The following is a 17,397-nucleotide window of genomic DNA, read 5'->3' on the forward strand; positions in this document are numbered from 1 at the left end:
TTAATTTTTTTAGTTTGGATGTCTTTCACAGCCATTTTTATTTATTTTCCAGCATACAGTACATTTTTCACCTTCAGCTTTATTAGTAATTACTGTTATTTCACTTGATGAACTTTTTTCAACTATAGCACTTGAAGTGATACATAACTCTGAAAAATCTATATCTTTAAAACTATCAATCATTTTATCATTTAAATTAATTAATATTTTTGCCTCTAAGCTTGAGCCTATCTCTTTAGTTGCTCGTTTTGCTTCTATACTAATATTGCAAATATCTCTTATTTTTTTTAATTCAATCCATTTGTTATTTAATTGATTATTTTCAAAAGATTTTGGAAACTCCATAAATTTTTCAAGATGAATGCTTTTTTCATCTTTATTAATCAACGTAAAAATTTCTTCAGTTGTAAATGATAAAATTGGTGCAAACCATTTGCTTAAAGACTCAAGCAATATATTTAAAACTATAATACAACTTTTTCTTCTTTCCGAGTCTTTGCTATCACAATATAAAGCATCTTTTCTGATATCAAAATAAAATGCAGATAAATCTACAGTACAAAAATTCAATAGTTCTTTATAAAGATTATGAAAATCATATGATCTAAAATAGTTTTTAAAATTTTTATTTAGCTCATATACTCTATGAAGCATATATTGCTCTAATTCAGGTAATTGATTTAAATCTAATTTTTCTAAATCTATCTTTTTAAAATCATCATTTAAATTTCCTAATAAATATCTAAAGGTATTCCTAATTTTCCTATAAGAATCTGCATGCTGTTCTAAAATTGAATAATCTATTCTTAAATCCTCCTCATAATTGGATGAAGCAACCCATATTCTTAAAATATCTGCACCATATTTTTTTAAAATATCCTCAGGTGCAATTACGTTTCCTACAGATTTTGACATTTTCAGACCTTTGCCATCCACAACAAATCCATGTGATAATATCGATTCATAAGGCGCTCTTCCTCTTGTTCCACAAGATTCTAAAAGTGACGAATGGAACCATCCTCTATGCTGATCTGAACCCTCTAAATACATTGATGCTGGCCATTGAAGATCTTCTCTTTTTTCTAAAACAAATGCATGAGTGCAACCGCTATCAAACCAAACCTCAACAATATCACTTATTTTTTCGTAATCTTCTGCTTTATACTTATCCCCTAAAAATCTTTGAGGACTATCAGAAAACCAACAATCAGAACCTTCTTTTTCATAAATGCTCGCAATATTCTCATTTACATTATCATCTACTAAAATTTCTTTAGTAGTTTTATGAACAAATATTGGAAGTGGAACTCCCCAAACTCTTTGTCTTGAAACACACCAATCTGGCCTTGTTTCAATCATTGCTTTTATTCTTTCTCTGCCTTTGTCTGGATAAAATTTAGTATCATCAAGAGCTTTTAATGCTTTTTTTCTCAAGCCATGACTTTCCATAGAAATAAACCATTGCGGAGTTGCTCTATGAACAAGAGGTGCTTTTGATCTCCATGAATGTGGATATGAATGAACTAGTTCCCCATTAGATAATAACTTTTTTTGTTCTTTTAATTTTTCAATAACAATTGGATTAGCTTTAAAAATATGAGTTCCCTCAAATAAAGGAAGGTTTTTAGTGTATTTACCATCACCATCTACTGTCTCTATGGCTTTTATCCCATGCTTTAAACAAAGATTAAAATCATCAGGACCATGACTGGGTGCACAATGAACAATACCTGTTCCCTGTTCTGTTGTAACAAATCTTGCTTCAAGCATTGGTATATCATAATCATAACCTAGCTCTAAGAAAGGGTGACTACAAATTGTATCTTTAAAATCCTTACCCTTAAATTTTTTTATTTCTTTATAACTTTTGATTTCACAATCTTTAATAACAGATTCTAGTAGAGCTTCCGCAACAACTATTTTTTTATTCTTAAAATCTCCTTCATCACCTAATTCAATTATTAAATAATCTAAGGCTTCATTATAAGCTAGAGCTTTGTTTGCAGGTATAGTCCATGGAGTAGTTGTCCATATAATAACTTCTGTATTTTCTAATTCTTTTATATTTGTTTTTTTTACTGGGAAGGCTGTATAAATTGTATCTGATTTATGATCTTGATACTCAACCTCAGCATCTGCTAAAGCTGTTTTTTCTACAGTTGACCAAAGTACAGGTTTAAAACCCCTATAAAGACTTCCTTCTTTTAAAAATTTTCCTAATTCTCTTACAATTTGGGCTTCTGCTTCAAAGCTCATTGTCGCGTAATGATTATCCCAATCTCCAACAACACCTAGTCTTTTAAATTGTGTTTTATGAACTTCAATCCATTTTTCAGCAAACTCTCTACACTCTTTTCTAAATTCTGTTATTGGAACTTCATTTTTATTTTTTTTGTTTTTTTTATATTGTTCTTCGATTTTCCACTCAATGGGTAAACCATGACAATCCCATCCTGGGACATATACAGAATCTTTACCATCCATTTGATGGAATTTAACAATAATATCTTTTAAAATTTTATTTAAAGCAGTACCCATGTGAATATTACCATTCGCATATGGTGGACCATCGTGAAGTATGAACTTCTCTTTTCCCTTATTAGATTTTCTCAACTCCTTATAAAGATCAATTTTTTTCCAATATTCTAAAATTTCAGGTTCTTTATTCTGTAAATTTGCTTTCATGGAGAAAGCTGTTTTAGGTAAATTTATATTTTCTTTGCTCATGTTAACTTTTTTTAGCGACTTTTAAGTCACTTTGAATTTGTTTTTTTAATTGATCAACGTTTTTGAATTTTTTCTCTTTTCTTATAAATTTTGTGAACTCTACTGATAAATACTTATTATAAAGATTTCCAGAAAAATTAAAAATATGAACTTCTAATAAAATTTTTTTTTGATTAAAAGTTGGTCTATAACCAAGATTAGCAATCGCTTTTAGTGATTTATTGGAGTTTTTTTGTTTTACTTTAACGGCATACACTCCAGGCATCGCAATCACATAATCTTTAATATCAATATTGCAGGTTGGAAAACCAATTTTTTTTCCTTGCTGTCTTCCCTTTTGAACAATTCCTTCAATTGACCAATTTCGACTTAATAACTTATTAGTTTTCTTTAACTGTCCTTTTTCTAGAAGAGAGCGGATATATGTTGAAGAGATAACTTTTTTATTTAAAATTAGTGGTTGTGGTTTTACTATTTTGTAATGGTATCTTTCTTCATTTTTTATTAACTGCCTAACATCTCCCTCTCTTTTGTTACCAAATCGAAAGTTATTGCTAACAAATATGTATTGGGCTTCTAATTTTTTTGATAAAATTTCTTTAATAAAAAAATCAGACTTAATTGCAGAAAATTTTTTATCAAATTTTTTAGTAATTATAAAATCAACCCCTAAATGATCTAAAATTATTTTTTTTTGATTTATATTTGAAATTCTAAAGTTTTTAAAACTTTTATTAAAAAACATTTTAGGCATTGGCTCAAATGTTAAAACACCAATTTTTAGATTAAATTTTTTTTTATAAGTATTTGCTAATTTAAATAATTTTTGATGACCTAAATGAACGCCATCAAAATTTCCAATCAAGATAATTGATTTTTTATGATTGTTTGAAATATTAAAATCTTTATACAACTTCATATTTTACCATTTTAATTCTGTTTGAATAAAGTTTACAACAACTTCATATTTTTTTGAAATTACATCGATTCCTTCTTTTTTAATTTCATCTTTATGAACACCATTTGATATTATTAATGAATTAAAATTTAAAAGATTGGCTCCCTTAATATCTGTATTTAAATTATCACCGATAGATAAAACTCTTTTTCCTTCGTTATTAATTGCTTGATTATAAACTTCAGGAAATGGTTTTCCAAAATAAATAACCTCTCCACCCATTTTTTCAAAAACAAGAGCTACAGACCCTGCACATAATTCTCTTTTTTCACCTCTGTCAACAATTAAATCTGGATTAGTGCATATCATTTTCTTATCCATATGATTTTTGAATAACTCTTTGTAATATTTTAAATCCTCACCTTGCTCTTCAAATAATCCTGTACAGAGTAAGTATGAGCTTTCTTTAATGTTATTAGTCTTATTTTTTTTAAAATCTAAAAATAAATCAAAATCTCTTGGTGGTCCCACATGATAAAACTTTTCTTCTAGAGAATTTTTTTTTAAATAATTCAGCGCTGCTTCTCCTGAAGAATAAACTTTTTCTCTAATTTCTTTATTCATCCCCATTTTTTCTAAAAAATTGTTTACTATTTTATTAGGTCTTGGCGCATTGGTTAAAAGAACATAGTCTTTATTTGCTTTGGTGATTTCTTCTAAGGCTTCGATTGCGTTTTTATGAAGAGTTATCCCATTATGAACAACACCCCATAAATCGATATAAAAAATATCATAATTCTCTACAATCGACCTTAATCCATCCTTATCTAAATTCTTAGTCATTATGGGAGGTATAACTTATAAAAAACACAATTTCTCTGGTTTTTTGCCCTACATATTTTTTTTAACATCTCTTGAAATAGTAAACCTAATAGCTATATGAGTCGCATAATAAAAGGAGAATTTATGAAATTTAAACCGTTACACGATAGAGTTTTAATAGAAGTTTTAGACAGTAGTGAAAAAACTGCTGGAGGAATAATTATCCCCGACACAGCTCAAGAAAAGCCTCAAGAAGGTAAAGTTATTGCTGTTGGTGGTGGTGCAAAAACTGAAGATGGAAAACTAATTCCAATGGATGTGAAAGTTGGAGACAAAGTTCTTTTTGGCAAATGGTCGGGAACTGAAATCAAAATAGATGGCAAAGAATACAGCATAATGAAAGAGTCTGACATTATGGGTATTTCTAGCAAATAATTTAATTTAAAGGAGAAAATAAAATGGCAAAAGTTGTAAAATTCGACTCTGAAGCAAGAGCGGCAATGATAAGAGGTGTTGATATCCTTGCTAACACAGTAAAAGTTACTCTTGGACCAAAAGGTAGAAATGTTGTTATCGACAAATCTTATGGTGCACCAAGAATTACTAAAGATGGTGTTTCTGTTGCAAAAGAAATTGATCTTGAAGATAAATTTGAAAACATGGGTGCTCAAATGGTTAAGGAAGTTGCTAGCAAAACAAATGAGGAAGCTGGTGATGGAACAACTACAGCAACTATTTTAGCACAAGCAATTGTTAAAGAAGGTGTAAAATATGTAACAGCTGGCATGAACCCTATGGATGTTAAAAGAGGAATAGATTCAGCAGTAGATCATGTTAAGGCAAGTTTAATTGCTTCAGCAAAAAAAGTAAAAGATACTGATGAAATTGCTCAGGTTGGAACTATTTCAGCTAATGGTGATAAAGAAATTGGTAACATGATTGCAAAAGCTATGCAAAAAGTTGGTAATGAAGGTGTTATTACTGTTGAAGAAGCTAAGGGAGTAGAAACTGAGTTAGACGTTGTTGAAGGTATGCAGTTTGATAGAGGTTATTTATCACCATACTTTATTACTAACGCTGATAAAATGACTACAGAGTTAGAAAACCCTTTCATCTTATTGCATGAAAAGAAATTAACTAACTTACAACCAATGGTTCCACTTTTAGAAGCTGTTGTGCAAGCTGGTAGACCACTAATGATTATTTCTGAAGATGTTGAGGGCGAAGCTCTTGCAACTCTTGTTGTAAATAAACTTAGAGGTGGTTTAAAAGTTGTTGCAGTTAAAGCTCCAGGTTTTGGTGATAGAAGAAAATCAATGCTTGATGATATTGCAATTTTAACAGGCGGTCAGGTTATCTCAGAAGATATTGGTGTTAAACTTGAAAACGTTAAACTTACTGATCTTGGGTCTTGTAAGAGAGTTAAAGTTGATAAAGATAACAGCACAATCATTAGCGGCAATGGTAAAAAATCTGAAATTGAAGCTAGATGTGCTCAAATCAAACAACAAGTAGGTGAAACAACTTCTGATTATGACAGAGAAAAACTTCAAGAAAGACTGGCAAAACTTGCTGGTGGAGTTGCTGTAATCAAAGTTGGTGGTGCAACTGAAGTAGAAGTTAAAGAAAGAAAAGATAGAGTTGAAGACGCTCTTAATGCAACTAGAGCTGCTGCTGAAGAAGGAATAGTAGTTGGTGGTGGTTGTGCTCTTTTATACGCTTCACAAAGTCTTGACACACTTAAAGTTAAAGGAGACGATCAAAAAGCTGGTGTTGCATTAGTTGCTAAAGCTTTACAGGCTCCTATTAGACAAATAACTTTAAATGCTGGAGTTGATGGTTCAGTTGTAGTTGGAAAACTACTTGAACAAAATAAAAAAAATATGGGTTACGATGCTCAGAACGAAGAATACGTTGATATGTTTGCAAAAGGTATCATCGATCCTGTTAAAGTTGTAAGAACAGCTTTACAAGATGCAGCTTCGATTGCTGGATTACTTGTAACTACTGAAGCCATGATTGCTGATAAGCCCGATGATAAAGACTCTGGTGCCGGTGGAATGCCTGGTGGAATGCCTGGTGGAATGGGCGGCATGGGTGGTATGGGTGGAATGGGTATGTAATACGGTTCCCCGACCAGAACACTCTAAGTACAAGAGTTAAACAAATTAGAAACCCTCAGAAAGAAATTTCTGGGGGTTTTTTGTTGATAATACAAATTATCAGAGAATTGCCAAATTGAATATTTATTAAATATTTATTAAATATTTAACAAATTTTTTTGATTTTATTGTCCTATAAATTCTAGTCCCTCCTCAGATGTAATTATAGGAAATTTTTTTTTGTATTCTAAAAAATTATCAAAATTTTCATTCTTTAAATTATTCATTTTATTATACTTAAAGTCTTTTTTAATTTTTAATATGCCTACTCCATGGTCGATATTAACTATTCTAAAATCAACATTTACCGAATTAGAAAGTTCAACTGCTACTTTCCAAACATCTCCTGTCCAAGAGATTTGTTTTCTTGGTACATTTTCTTCATAAGGAGATCTTGGTAGAAAATCATGAAATAAAATTATCCCTCCACTCTCAAGAAATTTTATAGAATTTAAACAGTCCCTTTGACATTGCTCGTATTCATGTAAACCATCAACAAAAATCACATTAAATTTTAAGTGATTATATTTTTTAAAAAATTCATCTGAAGTCATTCTATAATTTCCACCTCTAAATGGATCTACTCCAAACTTTTTGTCAGATTTTAAAGGGATAGAATTAAAAACTTGATTTCCATCAACACCAATTTCAAGATATTTACAATCCTTATATTGTGAAATTGCTTTATTAATAAAAGCATGTCTAGTATAAAAGTTTTTTTCAAACTCATATCTGTGGGATATCTTGTTTTTATGAAATATTTTATTCTTTAACTCTCTAAAATTAGCAGGGGTTAAAACTGTAGGTATAAAATGTTTTATCAATACTTTTTTTATCATAATTTAAATTAATCAAAAACAAGGATAATTCAAACAAATCCTGACATTGAACATCAATTATTCAATGTCTGTTGCTTCCAAGTTTGAGGTCAAAAATTGATCATATTCAATGTCTGTTACTTAAATCACCTATAAAATCTTAACTTTTTTACTTTAGAATGCGAATGTAATCCCACTCTTTTTTAAAAAGAAATTCGAAGGCCATCTTTTTAGATAGTTTTTTTTTTATTAAGCTGTTATAAGATTAAGATATGTCAAAAAGGTACAGTGGAAAATCATTTAAAGATTCGAGTACTGCTAAAAAACCTAAATTAAGCCTGAAAGAAAAAAGAAAAAAGAAAAAAGAGAAATCTAAAAAATCTTAGACTTTAGCTCTTTTTTGACTATGTTTTTTAAAGGTAAAGCTTTTAGGTCTATCACTTCTACTTTTAAACTTCTTCTTTCCATCAAAACTAGAGCTTTTTTTCTCTCCACTAGTAGATGAACTTTCAGATATTTTTTTTCCAAAGTATTTTGGATTATTCGTGAATCCTGTTGCTTTTGATTTATCGCCAAAACTAGATTTTCCTTTGTAACCGAAACTTTTTTTCTCTCCATCTCTTGATGATCTATCAGGTCTTGCGTAACCAGATGATTTTGACTTGTCACCAAAACTAGATTTTCCTTTGTAACCGAAACTTTTTTTCTCTCCATCTCTTGATGATCTATCAGGTCTTGCGTAACCAGATGATTTTGACTTGTCACCAAAACTAGATTTTCCTTTGTAACCGAAACTTTTTTTCTCTCCATCTCTTGATGATCTATCAGGTCTTCCTTTGCTAAAAGATTTTTTTTCATCTCTAAATTTTCTTTTTTTATTGTAAGGAGCTTTTCCTCTTTTTTTTCCTCTTGAGTCTCCTCTTGCACCACGTGGTGCAGGTTTAAAATTTGGATCAATTAATTTACTAATTTCATTCCACATCGATCTATCATCAGGTGTTAAAAAAGTTAAAGCAGAACCTTCTGTTCCAGCTCTCGCAGTTCTTCCAATTCTGTGAACGTAATCTTCTGGAACTTGTGGAAGATCAAAATTAATAACGTGCTGGATTAAAGGAATATCCAGTCCTCTTGCAGCAACATCAGTTGCTATTAATATTCTTTTAAGACCTTTTCTAAATGAATTAATTACACGGTCTCTTTTACTTTGACGAAGATCTCCATGAATAGCATCAGCTGAATGACCCTCTTCTTTAAGACGCTTAACCATTTTATCGGCACCTCTTTTAGTTTTAACAAAAACTAATATTGATCCTTTTCTTGCTATAAATTGGTCTACTAGTTGATCGTATTTATTTTCTTTAAAAACCTGAAGAGTTTCTTGCTTAATTTTTGCGATCGGCACTGATGTTGACCCTGTGGAAATTCTTTCAGGCTTATTTAGATATCTTTCAGAAATTCTAACAATATTTTGTGGTAATGTTGCTGAAAATAATAACGTTTGATGATCCTTAGGAACAAATTTTAAAATTAATTCTATTTGTGGGGTAAAACCCATATCTAACATTCTATCAGTTTCATCTAATACTAGATATTTGGTAGCTGATAAATTTAAGCTTTTCCTTTTTAAGTGGTCATTAATTCTTCCAGGAGTTCCAACTATTATTCTTGATCTATTGCCTAGTTGTCTAAGTTGTTTTTGCATCGCCTCTCCACCAATAAGTAAAGCAGTTTTAATGTTAATTTTATCACTAATAATGCTTTTAATTGCAGCCATTACTTGAGTTGCAAGCTCTCTAGTTGGACACATAACTAATGCAAATGCATTTTTATCTAATATTAATTTATTTATTAGAGGAATGCTGAATGCCAATGTTTTTCCAGTTCCTGTTTGAGCTGTTCCTAAAATATCTTTTCCCTCTAAAGCAACAGGAATTGCCATCGCCTGAATTGGAGTTGGTTTCGTAAACTTCATTTTTTCCAATGAATTCTTTAACGAATCTTCTATTTTTAGTAATTTAAAGTTTTCCATTTAGGTATTTAGATTTTTTAAAATTTAAGGAGATATGCTCTTAATCCTTTAATACGTCTAATTTATATAGGGATATCTATACGTTTTTATAACAATCACAAGAAGTGAATTTTTAGAATAATTAATTTAAGTGAGTAAATATTGATTTTTTTTAAGTTTTCAAATGACTCAATTAATGTATAAGAGCGTCAAATTATGAGTAACAATATTCGAAACATCACAATTATCGCTCACGTTGACCATGGCAAAACAACTATGATTGATAATCTAATGAAACAAAGTGGTTCATTTAGAGAAAATGAAGTTGTAGATGAAAGATTGATGGACTCTGGGGAGTTAGAAAAAGAAAGAGGAATTACTATTCTAGCTAAACCTGCTTCTATTGATTGGCAAGGTACTAGAATTAATATTATCGATACACCAGGTCACAGAGATTTTGCAGCTGAAGTAGAGCGTGTTTTAAGTATGGCTGATGGTGCTTTATTATTAATTGATTCTGCTGAAGGTGTAATGCCACAAACAAAATTCGTGTTAGCAAAAGCTCTTAAGCAAGGTTTAAAGCCCATTGTTGTAATCAACAAACTAGATAAAGCTGATCAAAGAGCTAATGAAGTTTTAGATGAAACATTTGACTTATTTGTAAGTTTAGATGCAAACGAAGAACAGTTAGACTTTCCAGTTATGTACGCAAGTGGAAGATCTGGATGGGCAGATAAAGAAGTAGATGGACCAAGAGAAAATCTACACCCATTATTAGATTTAATCATAGAACATGTTAAACCAGCAGACCTTGATAAAACTAAACCTTTCGCAATGCTATCTACTTTATTATACGCAGATAGTTTCTTAGGTAGAAGTTTAGTTGGAAAAATATCTCAAGGAACAGCAAAAGCTAACCAGCCTATTAAAGCAATAAATCTTAAAGGTGAGAAAGTTGATGAAGGTAGATTAACTAAAATTTTTAGATACGAAGGAACTAAAAAAGTACCCATTGAAGTTGGTGAAGCAGGAGATATTGTTGTAATTGCAGGTTTAGAAAAAGCTAATGTAGCAGATACAATTTGCGATCTTGAAGTAAACGATCCACTTCCAGCAACTCCAATAGATCCTCCAACAATGTCTATTACTATAAGTGTGAATAGTTCACCTTTAGCTGGGACAGAAGGTAAAAAATTAACAAGTACTCAAATCAGAGATAGGCTGGTTACTGAAGCACAAAATAATGTTGGAATTTCTTTTTCTCAAAATGCAAACGTAGACGCTTTTGTAATTAGTGGTCGTGGTGAGCTAATGCTTGAAATTCTACTGACACAAATGAGACGTGAAGGTTTTGAAATGACTGTAAGTCCTCCAAAAGTTTTATACCAAAAAGATGATAATGGTAACAGACTAGAACCAATTGAAGAGATTACTGTTGATGTAGATGAAGAGTTTTCATCAAAGATTATTGACTCAATGAATAGAAGAAAAGGTAAATTACTTGATCTTAAAGATACAGGAAAAGATAAAAAAAGATTAATCTTTCATGCACCAACAAGAGGCTTGATGGGTTACACAAGTAGATTTTTAACTTTAACAAAAGGAACTGGTGTAATTAATAGAATCTTCCATGGTTATGGAAAATTTGAAGGTGAAATGGATGGCAGAAAAAATGGTGCTTTAATTTCAATGGCAAACGGAAAAGCTGTTGCTTTTGCAATATTTAACTTGCAGGCAAGAGGTGAAATGTTTGTAACTCATAATGATCCTGTTTATGAAGGAATGATTGTTGGATTAGCCCCAAAACCAGGTGATATGATTATTAATGTCATGAAAGGTAAGCAGTTAACGAATATGAGAACTCAAGGAACTGATGAAAATGTTGTGCTTACACCAGTAAGACAAATGTCAATTGCTGAACAATTAAGTATGCTAAATACTGATGAAGCTTTGGAGATTACTCCAAAATCTCTTAGATTAAGAAAAGCTATTCTAAATCCTAATGACAGAAAAAAGAATGAGAAATCTGGAACACCTCTTTAATTAAAAGTTTTTCCAACAAGATATAATCCTAAAGCAACTGAAGGTCCTATTCCAAAAGCAAATAATAAAGTTCCAATTCCAACTGTTCCACCTAAATACCACCCAATAGACATGACTGTTATTTCAAGAAAAGCTCTTACAGTTGCAATGGGTAAGTTAGTTTTTTTTTGCAAACCAACCATTAATCCATCTCTTGGACCTGCACCTAAGTTTGCAACAAGATAAATCCCTCCACCAAGACCAACCGTAAGTACAGCAATTGTTGCTAAAATTAATTGATTTAAATAATTTTCAGGGGTTGGTATAAATTTTATGCAGACATCGATCATTAAACCAATAATTATTGCATTTAAAATTGTTCCAATTCCAGGTTTTTGTTTAAGTGGCAACCAAAGAAACAAAACTCCAATACTAATTAATACTGTTATTATTCCAATTGAAAGATCAACATTCAATGCAATACCTTGTGCAAGAATAGACCAAGGGGAAGCCCCCACAAAAGAGACTATTAATAATCCCTCACCTAGACCAAATAAAACTAATCCAAGACACAAAAAAAAGAAAGTTGAAATTTTTGGTTTAAGATTTAATGGTTTTTCAGAACTCCAATATACTTTAGGAATATCTTTAATTTTCAAGAACATATTTTCAATAAATTACTTCTTTTAAAACTAAAGTCTATTATTGTTAGTACTTTATGAAAAAATTTTTTATATTAATATTTTTTTTAACATATTCACTCAGCTCTAATGCTCATATGGCGCATTATAATAAATTTAATAAAATTGAAATGGAGATTTTAAAAGATGGTGAAGTTATTGGTTATAATTATTATTTTTTTAAAAAGGATGGAGATAAGACAACAGTTACAAATCAAATTAAATTTACAGTGAAATTATTTGGTGCAACGATTTTTGAAATTGAAGGGTTTGGTGAGGAAAAGTATATTAAAGATCAATTAATTTCTTTTAATTCTAAAACACTTCAAAATGATAAAAAAAAATATGTAAATTTAGAATTTAATAAACAAACAAATAAATTTGATATTCAAGGTTCTTCCTATATTGGTATAGCATCAATAAATAACGTAGTTGGAAACTGGTGGAGCCATAAAATTTTACAAACTGATAGTCAAATTAGTCCAATATCAGGCAGTATCAAAGAACAAGTGGTAACCTTTGTTGCTAAAGAAAAAATCGAACTCTACGGTAAAACCTATGACGTAGATCATTTTAAATTAACCTCAAAAGACATGTCTTTACCAAAAGATAAAAGACTTAATTTTGATATATGGTTTGATAAAAAAAATTCATTAATTTTAAAGGTTACTTATTCTAGATTAGGAAATTGGGAATATAAGGTTAAAAAGTTTGAATAAAACTATTTATTTATTTTATTAAAAAGATCTTGAGCACTTATCCATCCCGACTCTAGTCTAGGTCCAACAAACCAATCTGCACAAACTCCTAGATTTAAGGAAGAATTCCAATAACTTTTAATTCTCGAAGGTTTTGAGTTAGATGAATATTTCCAGCCATGATTTAATGAAAATAAAACTTTGGTTTTTTTGATACCTGTAAGTTTAAAAAACTGCTCAATCATAATCTTTGTGTTTAATTTTTTATTTTCTCGATTTTTATCAATTTTTTTATTTGCCCATGAGTAAGTGCTCTGCAAAGTCCAAAGATCATTTTTACTTTTAAATCTCATTTTACTATTTTCATTTCCAGCCCAACCTAAAATTTTATCATTAAAAAAATAACTACTAACATTAAGTTTACTTTTTTTTGTTGCCATCATGACTGTTATATTTGCATCCATTTTTATTTTTTGATTAATAAATGAATGTTTAATATATTTTTTTGAAAGTTTTTTTAATTGAGGAAATGGACAGGTTAATATCAATGATTTATATAATTTTTTTGATCCATCAGAAAAATATATTTCCCAAACTTTATTTTTTTTAAAAATTTTAATTACTTCACTATTAAAATTGCACTTGATATCTTTTAATAGATATTTGCTGATTGCGTTGTTACCTTTTTTTCCAATTATTTTAATATGTTTTTTGTCTTCTTTCTTATCAGTATTTAAAAATAAATGTTTTCCTGGCCATTTTTTAACAATTTTTTTAGAAATTAAACTTTTTATAAATTTTTTAAATTGAATACTTTTTGGTGAAATATATTGAACACCATGATCAAAGCTTTCATTCTTATTAAGCTTTTTATTAGACGATCTTCCCCCAACTCCTCTCGCTTTGTCATAAACATCTAATGAATATTTTTTACTGAGAGAATTTGCAATTGTTGCACCAGAAATACCTGAGCCAATAATACAGAAATCCTTCATTTACCCGCAACTACCATGCCTTCTATTAACATCGTTGGAGCATTGGTAGAATATTTAAACTCAAGATCATCAGCCAAAGTAATGTTTTTGAATATATCTTTAAAATTTCCAGCAATAGTTATTTCACTTACTGGATGTTTAAACACTCCATTTTCAACCATAAACCCTGTGGCACCCACAGAATAATCTCCTGTAACTAAATTACTTCCATGACCGATTGTTTCTGTAATATATAAAGTTCTTTGATTTAATTTTAATAAGTCCTTGTAAGAAATAGAACCTTTTTCAAAATATAAATTACTTGTTCCACCACTTCTACCATTTGACTTAAGGTTTAACTTTTTTCCATTATAGGTATCTACTAAATAATGTTTTAAAACACCTTGATCTACCAGCTTTAATTCATCAGTTTTCACTCCTTCAGAATCAAAATACCTTGACCCTAACCCTTTAACTATATTAGGTTTATCAAAAATATTTATTGAAGAGGTAAATATTTCCTCATTAATTTTATCTTTTAAAAAAGATGTGCCTCTTGCAATTGAGGAAGCAGATATTGCACTTGCAAAAGTACTCAATATTCCTTTTGAAATTCTTCTATCAAAGACAATACTAATTTTTTCACTTTCTATTTTTCTTGGATCTAATTTTTGTAGTGTTTTTTTTGCTGCTATTTCACCAATTTGACTAGGTTTTAACATATCATTTAAATGACAGGTGCTGGTAAATTCATAATCTCTTTCCATTTTATTATTAGAATCTTTTGCTACAGCCACACATGATGCTGAAAAAGAAGAAGATTTATAACCATTTAAAAAACCATCACTGCTAGCTAATATAAAATTTGATTTTGACTCAGAGAAACCAGTTTCTGTATTAATAATTTCTTTTTTTTGAAATGCAGCCTCTTCTACTTCTTTTAAATATTCAATTTTTTCATCATTCTCTATATGGTCATCATCATATAAATTTAGATCATTAATTTTATTAGCCAGTAAGTCTTTATCTGGTAATGAATTATATTCATCCTCTGGAGTAATTTTTGTTGTCTCAATACATCTTTCAACCAATGTCTTGATATTTTCTTCAGTAAGATTTGAAGAAGAAATACTTGATTTTTTTTTGCCAATATAAGTTGTAAGACTTACCCCTAGGCTATCTGACCGATCAGATTCGTCTAATTTTTTATTTCTAAAATTTACTGTTTCTGAGATGGAGTGCATCACAGCAGCAGTCGAATCTGTTGCTCCAAGTTTTTTTGCTAAATCTATACAAAAAGAAGCTGTCTTTTTTAAATAATCTTGATCTTTAACCATATGATTTATAATTGAGTTCCACCAACAGTCATTTTATCAATTAAGATCGATGGCTGTGCCACACCTACTGGAACACCTTGCCCTGCTTTTCCACAAGTTCCAATACCTGGGTCAAGCATCATGTTGTTGCCAACCAATGAAACCTCTTTTAAAATTGAAGGTCCATCACCAATTAACGTTGCACCTTTAATAGGTGATCCAATTTTACCATTAATAATTTCATAAGCTTCTGTACAGTTAAATACAAATTTTCCTGAAGTAATATCTACTTGCCCACCACCAAAACTTACTGCAAATATTCCTTTATCAACCGATTTAATCATCTCTTCTTGAGAATACTTTCCATTTAACATCATGGTATTTCTCATTCTTGGTAGAACAACATGCTTGTAGCTTTCTCGTCTTCCACTACCTGTTGATCTTGTGTTCATCAATCTAGCATTTAGTCGATCTTGCATAAAATTTTTTAATATACCATTTTCTATTAAAACAGTTTTTTCAGTAGGCGTCCCTTCATCATCTATTGTTAAACTTCCTCTTCTATTATGAAGAGTTCCATCATCAACAATAGTAACACCCTCACTAGCAACTCTTTGACCCATTAAATTATGGAAGGCAGATGTTTTTTTTCTATTAAAGTCACCTTCAAGACCATGCCCTATAGCTTCATGAATTAGTATTGCTGGCCAGCCCGATCCTAAAACAACTTTCATTTCTCCTGCTGGTGCAGGTTTACTTTCAAGATTTACTGAAGCAATTCTAAATGCTTCATCACATACTTTTTTCCAATTATCATCTTTAAGATATTCATCATAAGATTGTCTTCCACCAATTCCATAAACTCCTGTTTCTTTTTTTCCATCTTTTTCAAGCATGACTGAAACATTAAAACGAATTAAAGGCCTAACATCTGTTAACACTTCACCTCCAGATCTTATAATTTCTATAGATTTATGCTCACCTGCAAAACTAGCAGTGACTTGTTTTACCATTCCACCTTTAGCTCTCGTATAGTTATTAACTTCTTTTAAAAGATCCAATTTAGATTGTAGTGATTTTTCTTCTATCGGATTCACATCTTTATAAAATTTTTCATTAGTTTGTGGAATTTCATGATTGTAAATACCTTTTTGAGATTTCAATGTTGAGCTTAGATTGCTAGCCGATTGTTTTAATGATTTTTTTGAAATTTCATTTGAATGAGAATAAGCTACTACTTCACCAGTAACCGCCCTTAAGCCATATCCTAGATCAGAACTATAACTAGAACTCTTTATTTTATCATCATCAAGCACAATAGATTCACTTTTAGAGTTTTCTAAGTAAAGCTCACCATCATCACAACTATTTAATGTTTCTGATATAATGCTCTCAGCATCTTTTCTTGATAAATCTGTTTTAGTAAAAAAATCATTCATAATTAACAAGTAATAGTTATAATTATTTTTTCAATTGTCGTATTTCGCACATATACAATCTATCGGATTCTATATAATTTTAGGAATAAATTAAAGAAAAGGACAATATAATGAAAAAATTTGATGAATTAATGAACGTTTCTAACGAGATAAAAAATATTTCGGTTGATGAAGCCAAACAAAAACTAAATGACCCAAATGTTCAATTTATAGACGTAAGAGATAAAAATAGTTTTGAGTCAGAGACTATTGGTAATGCTGTAAATTTAGAAAGAGGCTTATTAGAGTTTTATTTAGCTGATGGTAGTCCTTTAGAAAATGAAATGTTTAAGAAAAATCCTGACAAAGAATATATAGTTTTTTGTGGTCTTGGAGGTCAAAGCACACTTGCAACAAAAACTATGCAGGAAATGGGAATAAAAAATGTGAAAAATATGACTGGTGGAATGACAGCTTGGAAAGATAAAAAATAGATTGTGAAAGTTTATTTTAATAATTCATGTAAAATTTGCCGTGCTGAGATAAATTTGTATAAAAAACAAAATATTAAAGACATAGAATGGGTGGATATTACAAATAATAAATCAGCAGAAATAGAAACTCAAAGAAATGCTAAGAACCTTTTGCGTAGACTTCATATTAAAGATGGGGAGAAAGTAATTGGAGGGGCAGAAGCTTTTTTATTAGTATGGAAAAAAATTCCTAAATATAAGTTTCTTTATAGTTTTTTTAAAACTCCAATAATTTTTACTTTATTTTCATTTTTTTATGAGATTATTGCTTTCTTTTTATTTTTAAAAAATAAGAAACAACTTTTGAAATAAGTTTTTAAT

The 17,397-nt window shown here is 29.9% G+C and carries 15 protein-coding genes; 6 read left to right on the plus strand and 9 right to left on the minus strand.

Translation table 11 applies throughout. The annotated features are described in order from the left end of the window. Positions 1-9: 9 nt before the first annotated feature. From ileS to AC5SLN_RS05685, 3 genes are read right to left on the minus strand one after another with little or no spacing between them, the layout of a single operon-like run. Entirely contained in the window at positions 10-2,727 is a 2,718-nt protein-coding gene (ileS, locus tag AC5SLN_RS05675) for an isoleucine--tRNA ligase (RefSeq protein WP_494593169.1), read from the minus strand. Between the two features lies 1 nt (position 2,728). Beyond that, a complete protein-coding gene (gene ribF / locus AC5SLN_RS05680) occupies positions 2,729-3,646 on the minus strand; it encodes a riboflavin biosynthesis protein RibF (protein ID WP_271480779.1) in 918 nt (305 codons plus the stop codon). A gap of 3 nt (positions 3,647-3,649) precedes the next feature. Further along, positions 3,650-4,468, minus strand: coding sequence for a TIGR01459 family HAD-type hydrolase (locus AC5SLN_RS05685; protein WP_494593172.1), 819 nt, complete (start codon positions 4,466-4,468; stop codon positions 3,650-3,652). Between the two features lie 123 nt (positions 4,469-4,591). Here AC5SLN_RS05685 and groES point away from each other — a divergent pair, with 123 nt between their 5' ends. Continuing rightward, complete coding sequence (gene groES, locus AC5SLN_RS05690; RefSeq protein ID WP_494593174.1) at positions 4,592-4,882, plus strand: co-chaperone GroES; 291 nt, start codon at positions 4,592-4,594, stop codon at positions 4,880-4,882. Between the two features lie 23 nt (positions 4,883-4,905). Next, positions 4,906-6,570: a chaperonin GroEL gene (gene groL / locus AC5SLN_RS05695; RefSeq protein ID WP_006997748.1), complete on the plus strand. Its 1,665-nt coding sequence runs from the start codon at positions 4,906-4,908 to the stop codon at positions 6,568-6,570. 164 nt (positions 6,571-6,734) lie between these two features. Here groL and AC5SLN_RS05700 read toward each other — a convergent pair whose 3' ends face one another. Next, the gene (locus AC5SLN_RS05700) at positions 6,735-7,448 is read right to left on the minus strand and encodes a class I SAM-dependent methyltransferase (protein WP_494593175.1); all 714 of its coding nucleotides are present in this window, start codon (positions 7,446-7,448) and stop codon (positions 6,735-6,737) included. A gap of 361 nt (positions 7,449-7,809) precedes the next feature. After that, positions 7,810-9,456 (minus strand): DEAD/DEAH box helicase, encoded by a 1,647-nt coding sequence (locus tag AC5SLN_RS05705; RefSeq protein ID WP_494593176.1) that lies wholly within the window; start codon positions 9,454-9,456, stop codon positions 7,810-7,812. A 195-nt stretch (positions 9,457-9,651) separates the two neighbouring features. On the opposite strand from AC5SLN_RS05705, the gene typA reads away from it, so the two are divergent. Next, positions 9,652-11,478, plus strand: a complete 1,827-nt coding sequence (gene typA, locus AC5SLN_RS05710) for a translational GTPase TypA (RefSeq protein ID WP_494593177.1) — start codon at positions 9,652-9,654, stop codon at positions 11,476-11,478. Here the strand turns inward: typA and yczE are convergent. After that, positions 11,475-12,122 carry a membrane protein YczE gene (yczE, locus tag AC5SLN_RS05715; protein WP_494593179.1) on the minus strand — a complete coding sequence of 216 codons (648 nt, stop codon included), beginning with the start codon at positions 12,120-12,122 and terminating at the stop codon, positions 11,475-11,477. The two genes, typA and yczE, sit on opposite strands and share 4 nt — an antisense overlap. A gap of 53 nt (positions 12,123-12,175) precedes the next feature. On the opposite strand from yczE, the gene AC5SLN_RS05720 reads away from it, so the two are divergent. Beyond that, a complete protein-coding gene (locus tag AC5SLN_RS05720; RefSeq protein WP_494593180.1) occupies positions 12,176-12,856 on the plus strand; it encodes a DUF6134 family protein in 681 nt (226 codons plus the stop codon). Between the two features lie 2 nt (positions 12,857-12,858). Here the strand turns inward: AC5SLN_RS05720 and AC5SLN_RS05725 are convergent, their stop codons facing one another. From AC5SLN_RS05725 to tldD, 3 genes are read right to left on the minus strand one after another with little or no spacing between them, the layout of a single operon-like run. Then, the gene (locus tag AC5SLN_RS05725; RefSeq protein ID WP_494593182.1) at positions 12,859-13,830 is read right to left on the minus strand and encodes an NAD(P)-binding protein; all 972 of its coding nucleotides are present in this window, start codon (positions 13,828-13,830) and stop codon (positions 12,859-12,861) included. Then, entirely contained in the window at positions 13,827-15,146 is a 1,320-nt protein-coding gene (locus AC5SLN_RS05730; protein ID WP_494593183.1) for a TldD/PmbA family protein, read from the minus strand. The genes AC5SLN_RS05725 and AC5SLN_RS05730 overlap by 4 nt, the downstream gene beginning before the upstream one ends. A gap of 5 nt (positions 15,147-15,151) precedes the next feature. Next, positions 15,152-16,564 (minus strand): metalloprotease TldD, encoded by a 1,413-nt coding sequence (gene tldD / locus AC5SLN_RS05735; RefSeq protein WP_011281517.1) that lies wholly within the window; start codon positions 16,562-16,564, stop codon positions 15,152-15,154. A 110-nt stretch (positions 16,565-16,674) separates the two neighbouring features. Between tldD and AC5SLN_RS05740 the strand changes: the two genes are divergently transcribed. Next, positions 16,675-17,037 carry a rhodanese-like domain-containing protein gene (locus AC5SLN_RS05740; RefSeq protein ID WP_494593185.1) on the plus strand — a complete coding sequence of 121 codons (363 nt, stop codon included), beginning with the start codon at positions 16,675-16,677 and terminating at the stop codon, positions 17,035-17,037. 3 nt (positions 17,038-17,040) lie between these two features. After that, positions 17,041-17,388 (plus strand): thiol-disulfide oxidoreductase DCC family protein, encoded by a 348-nt coding sequence (locus tag AC5SLN_RS05745; RefSeq protein WP_006997738.1) that lies wholly within the window; start codon positions 17,041-17,043, stop codon positions 17,386-17,388. Positions 17,389-17,397 lie beyond the last annotated feature (9 nt).

It is taken from the genome of Candidatus Pelagibacter sp. PS_31, assembly GCF_059417865.1.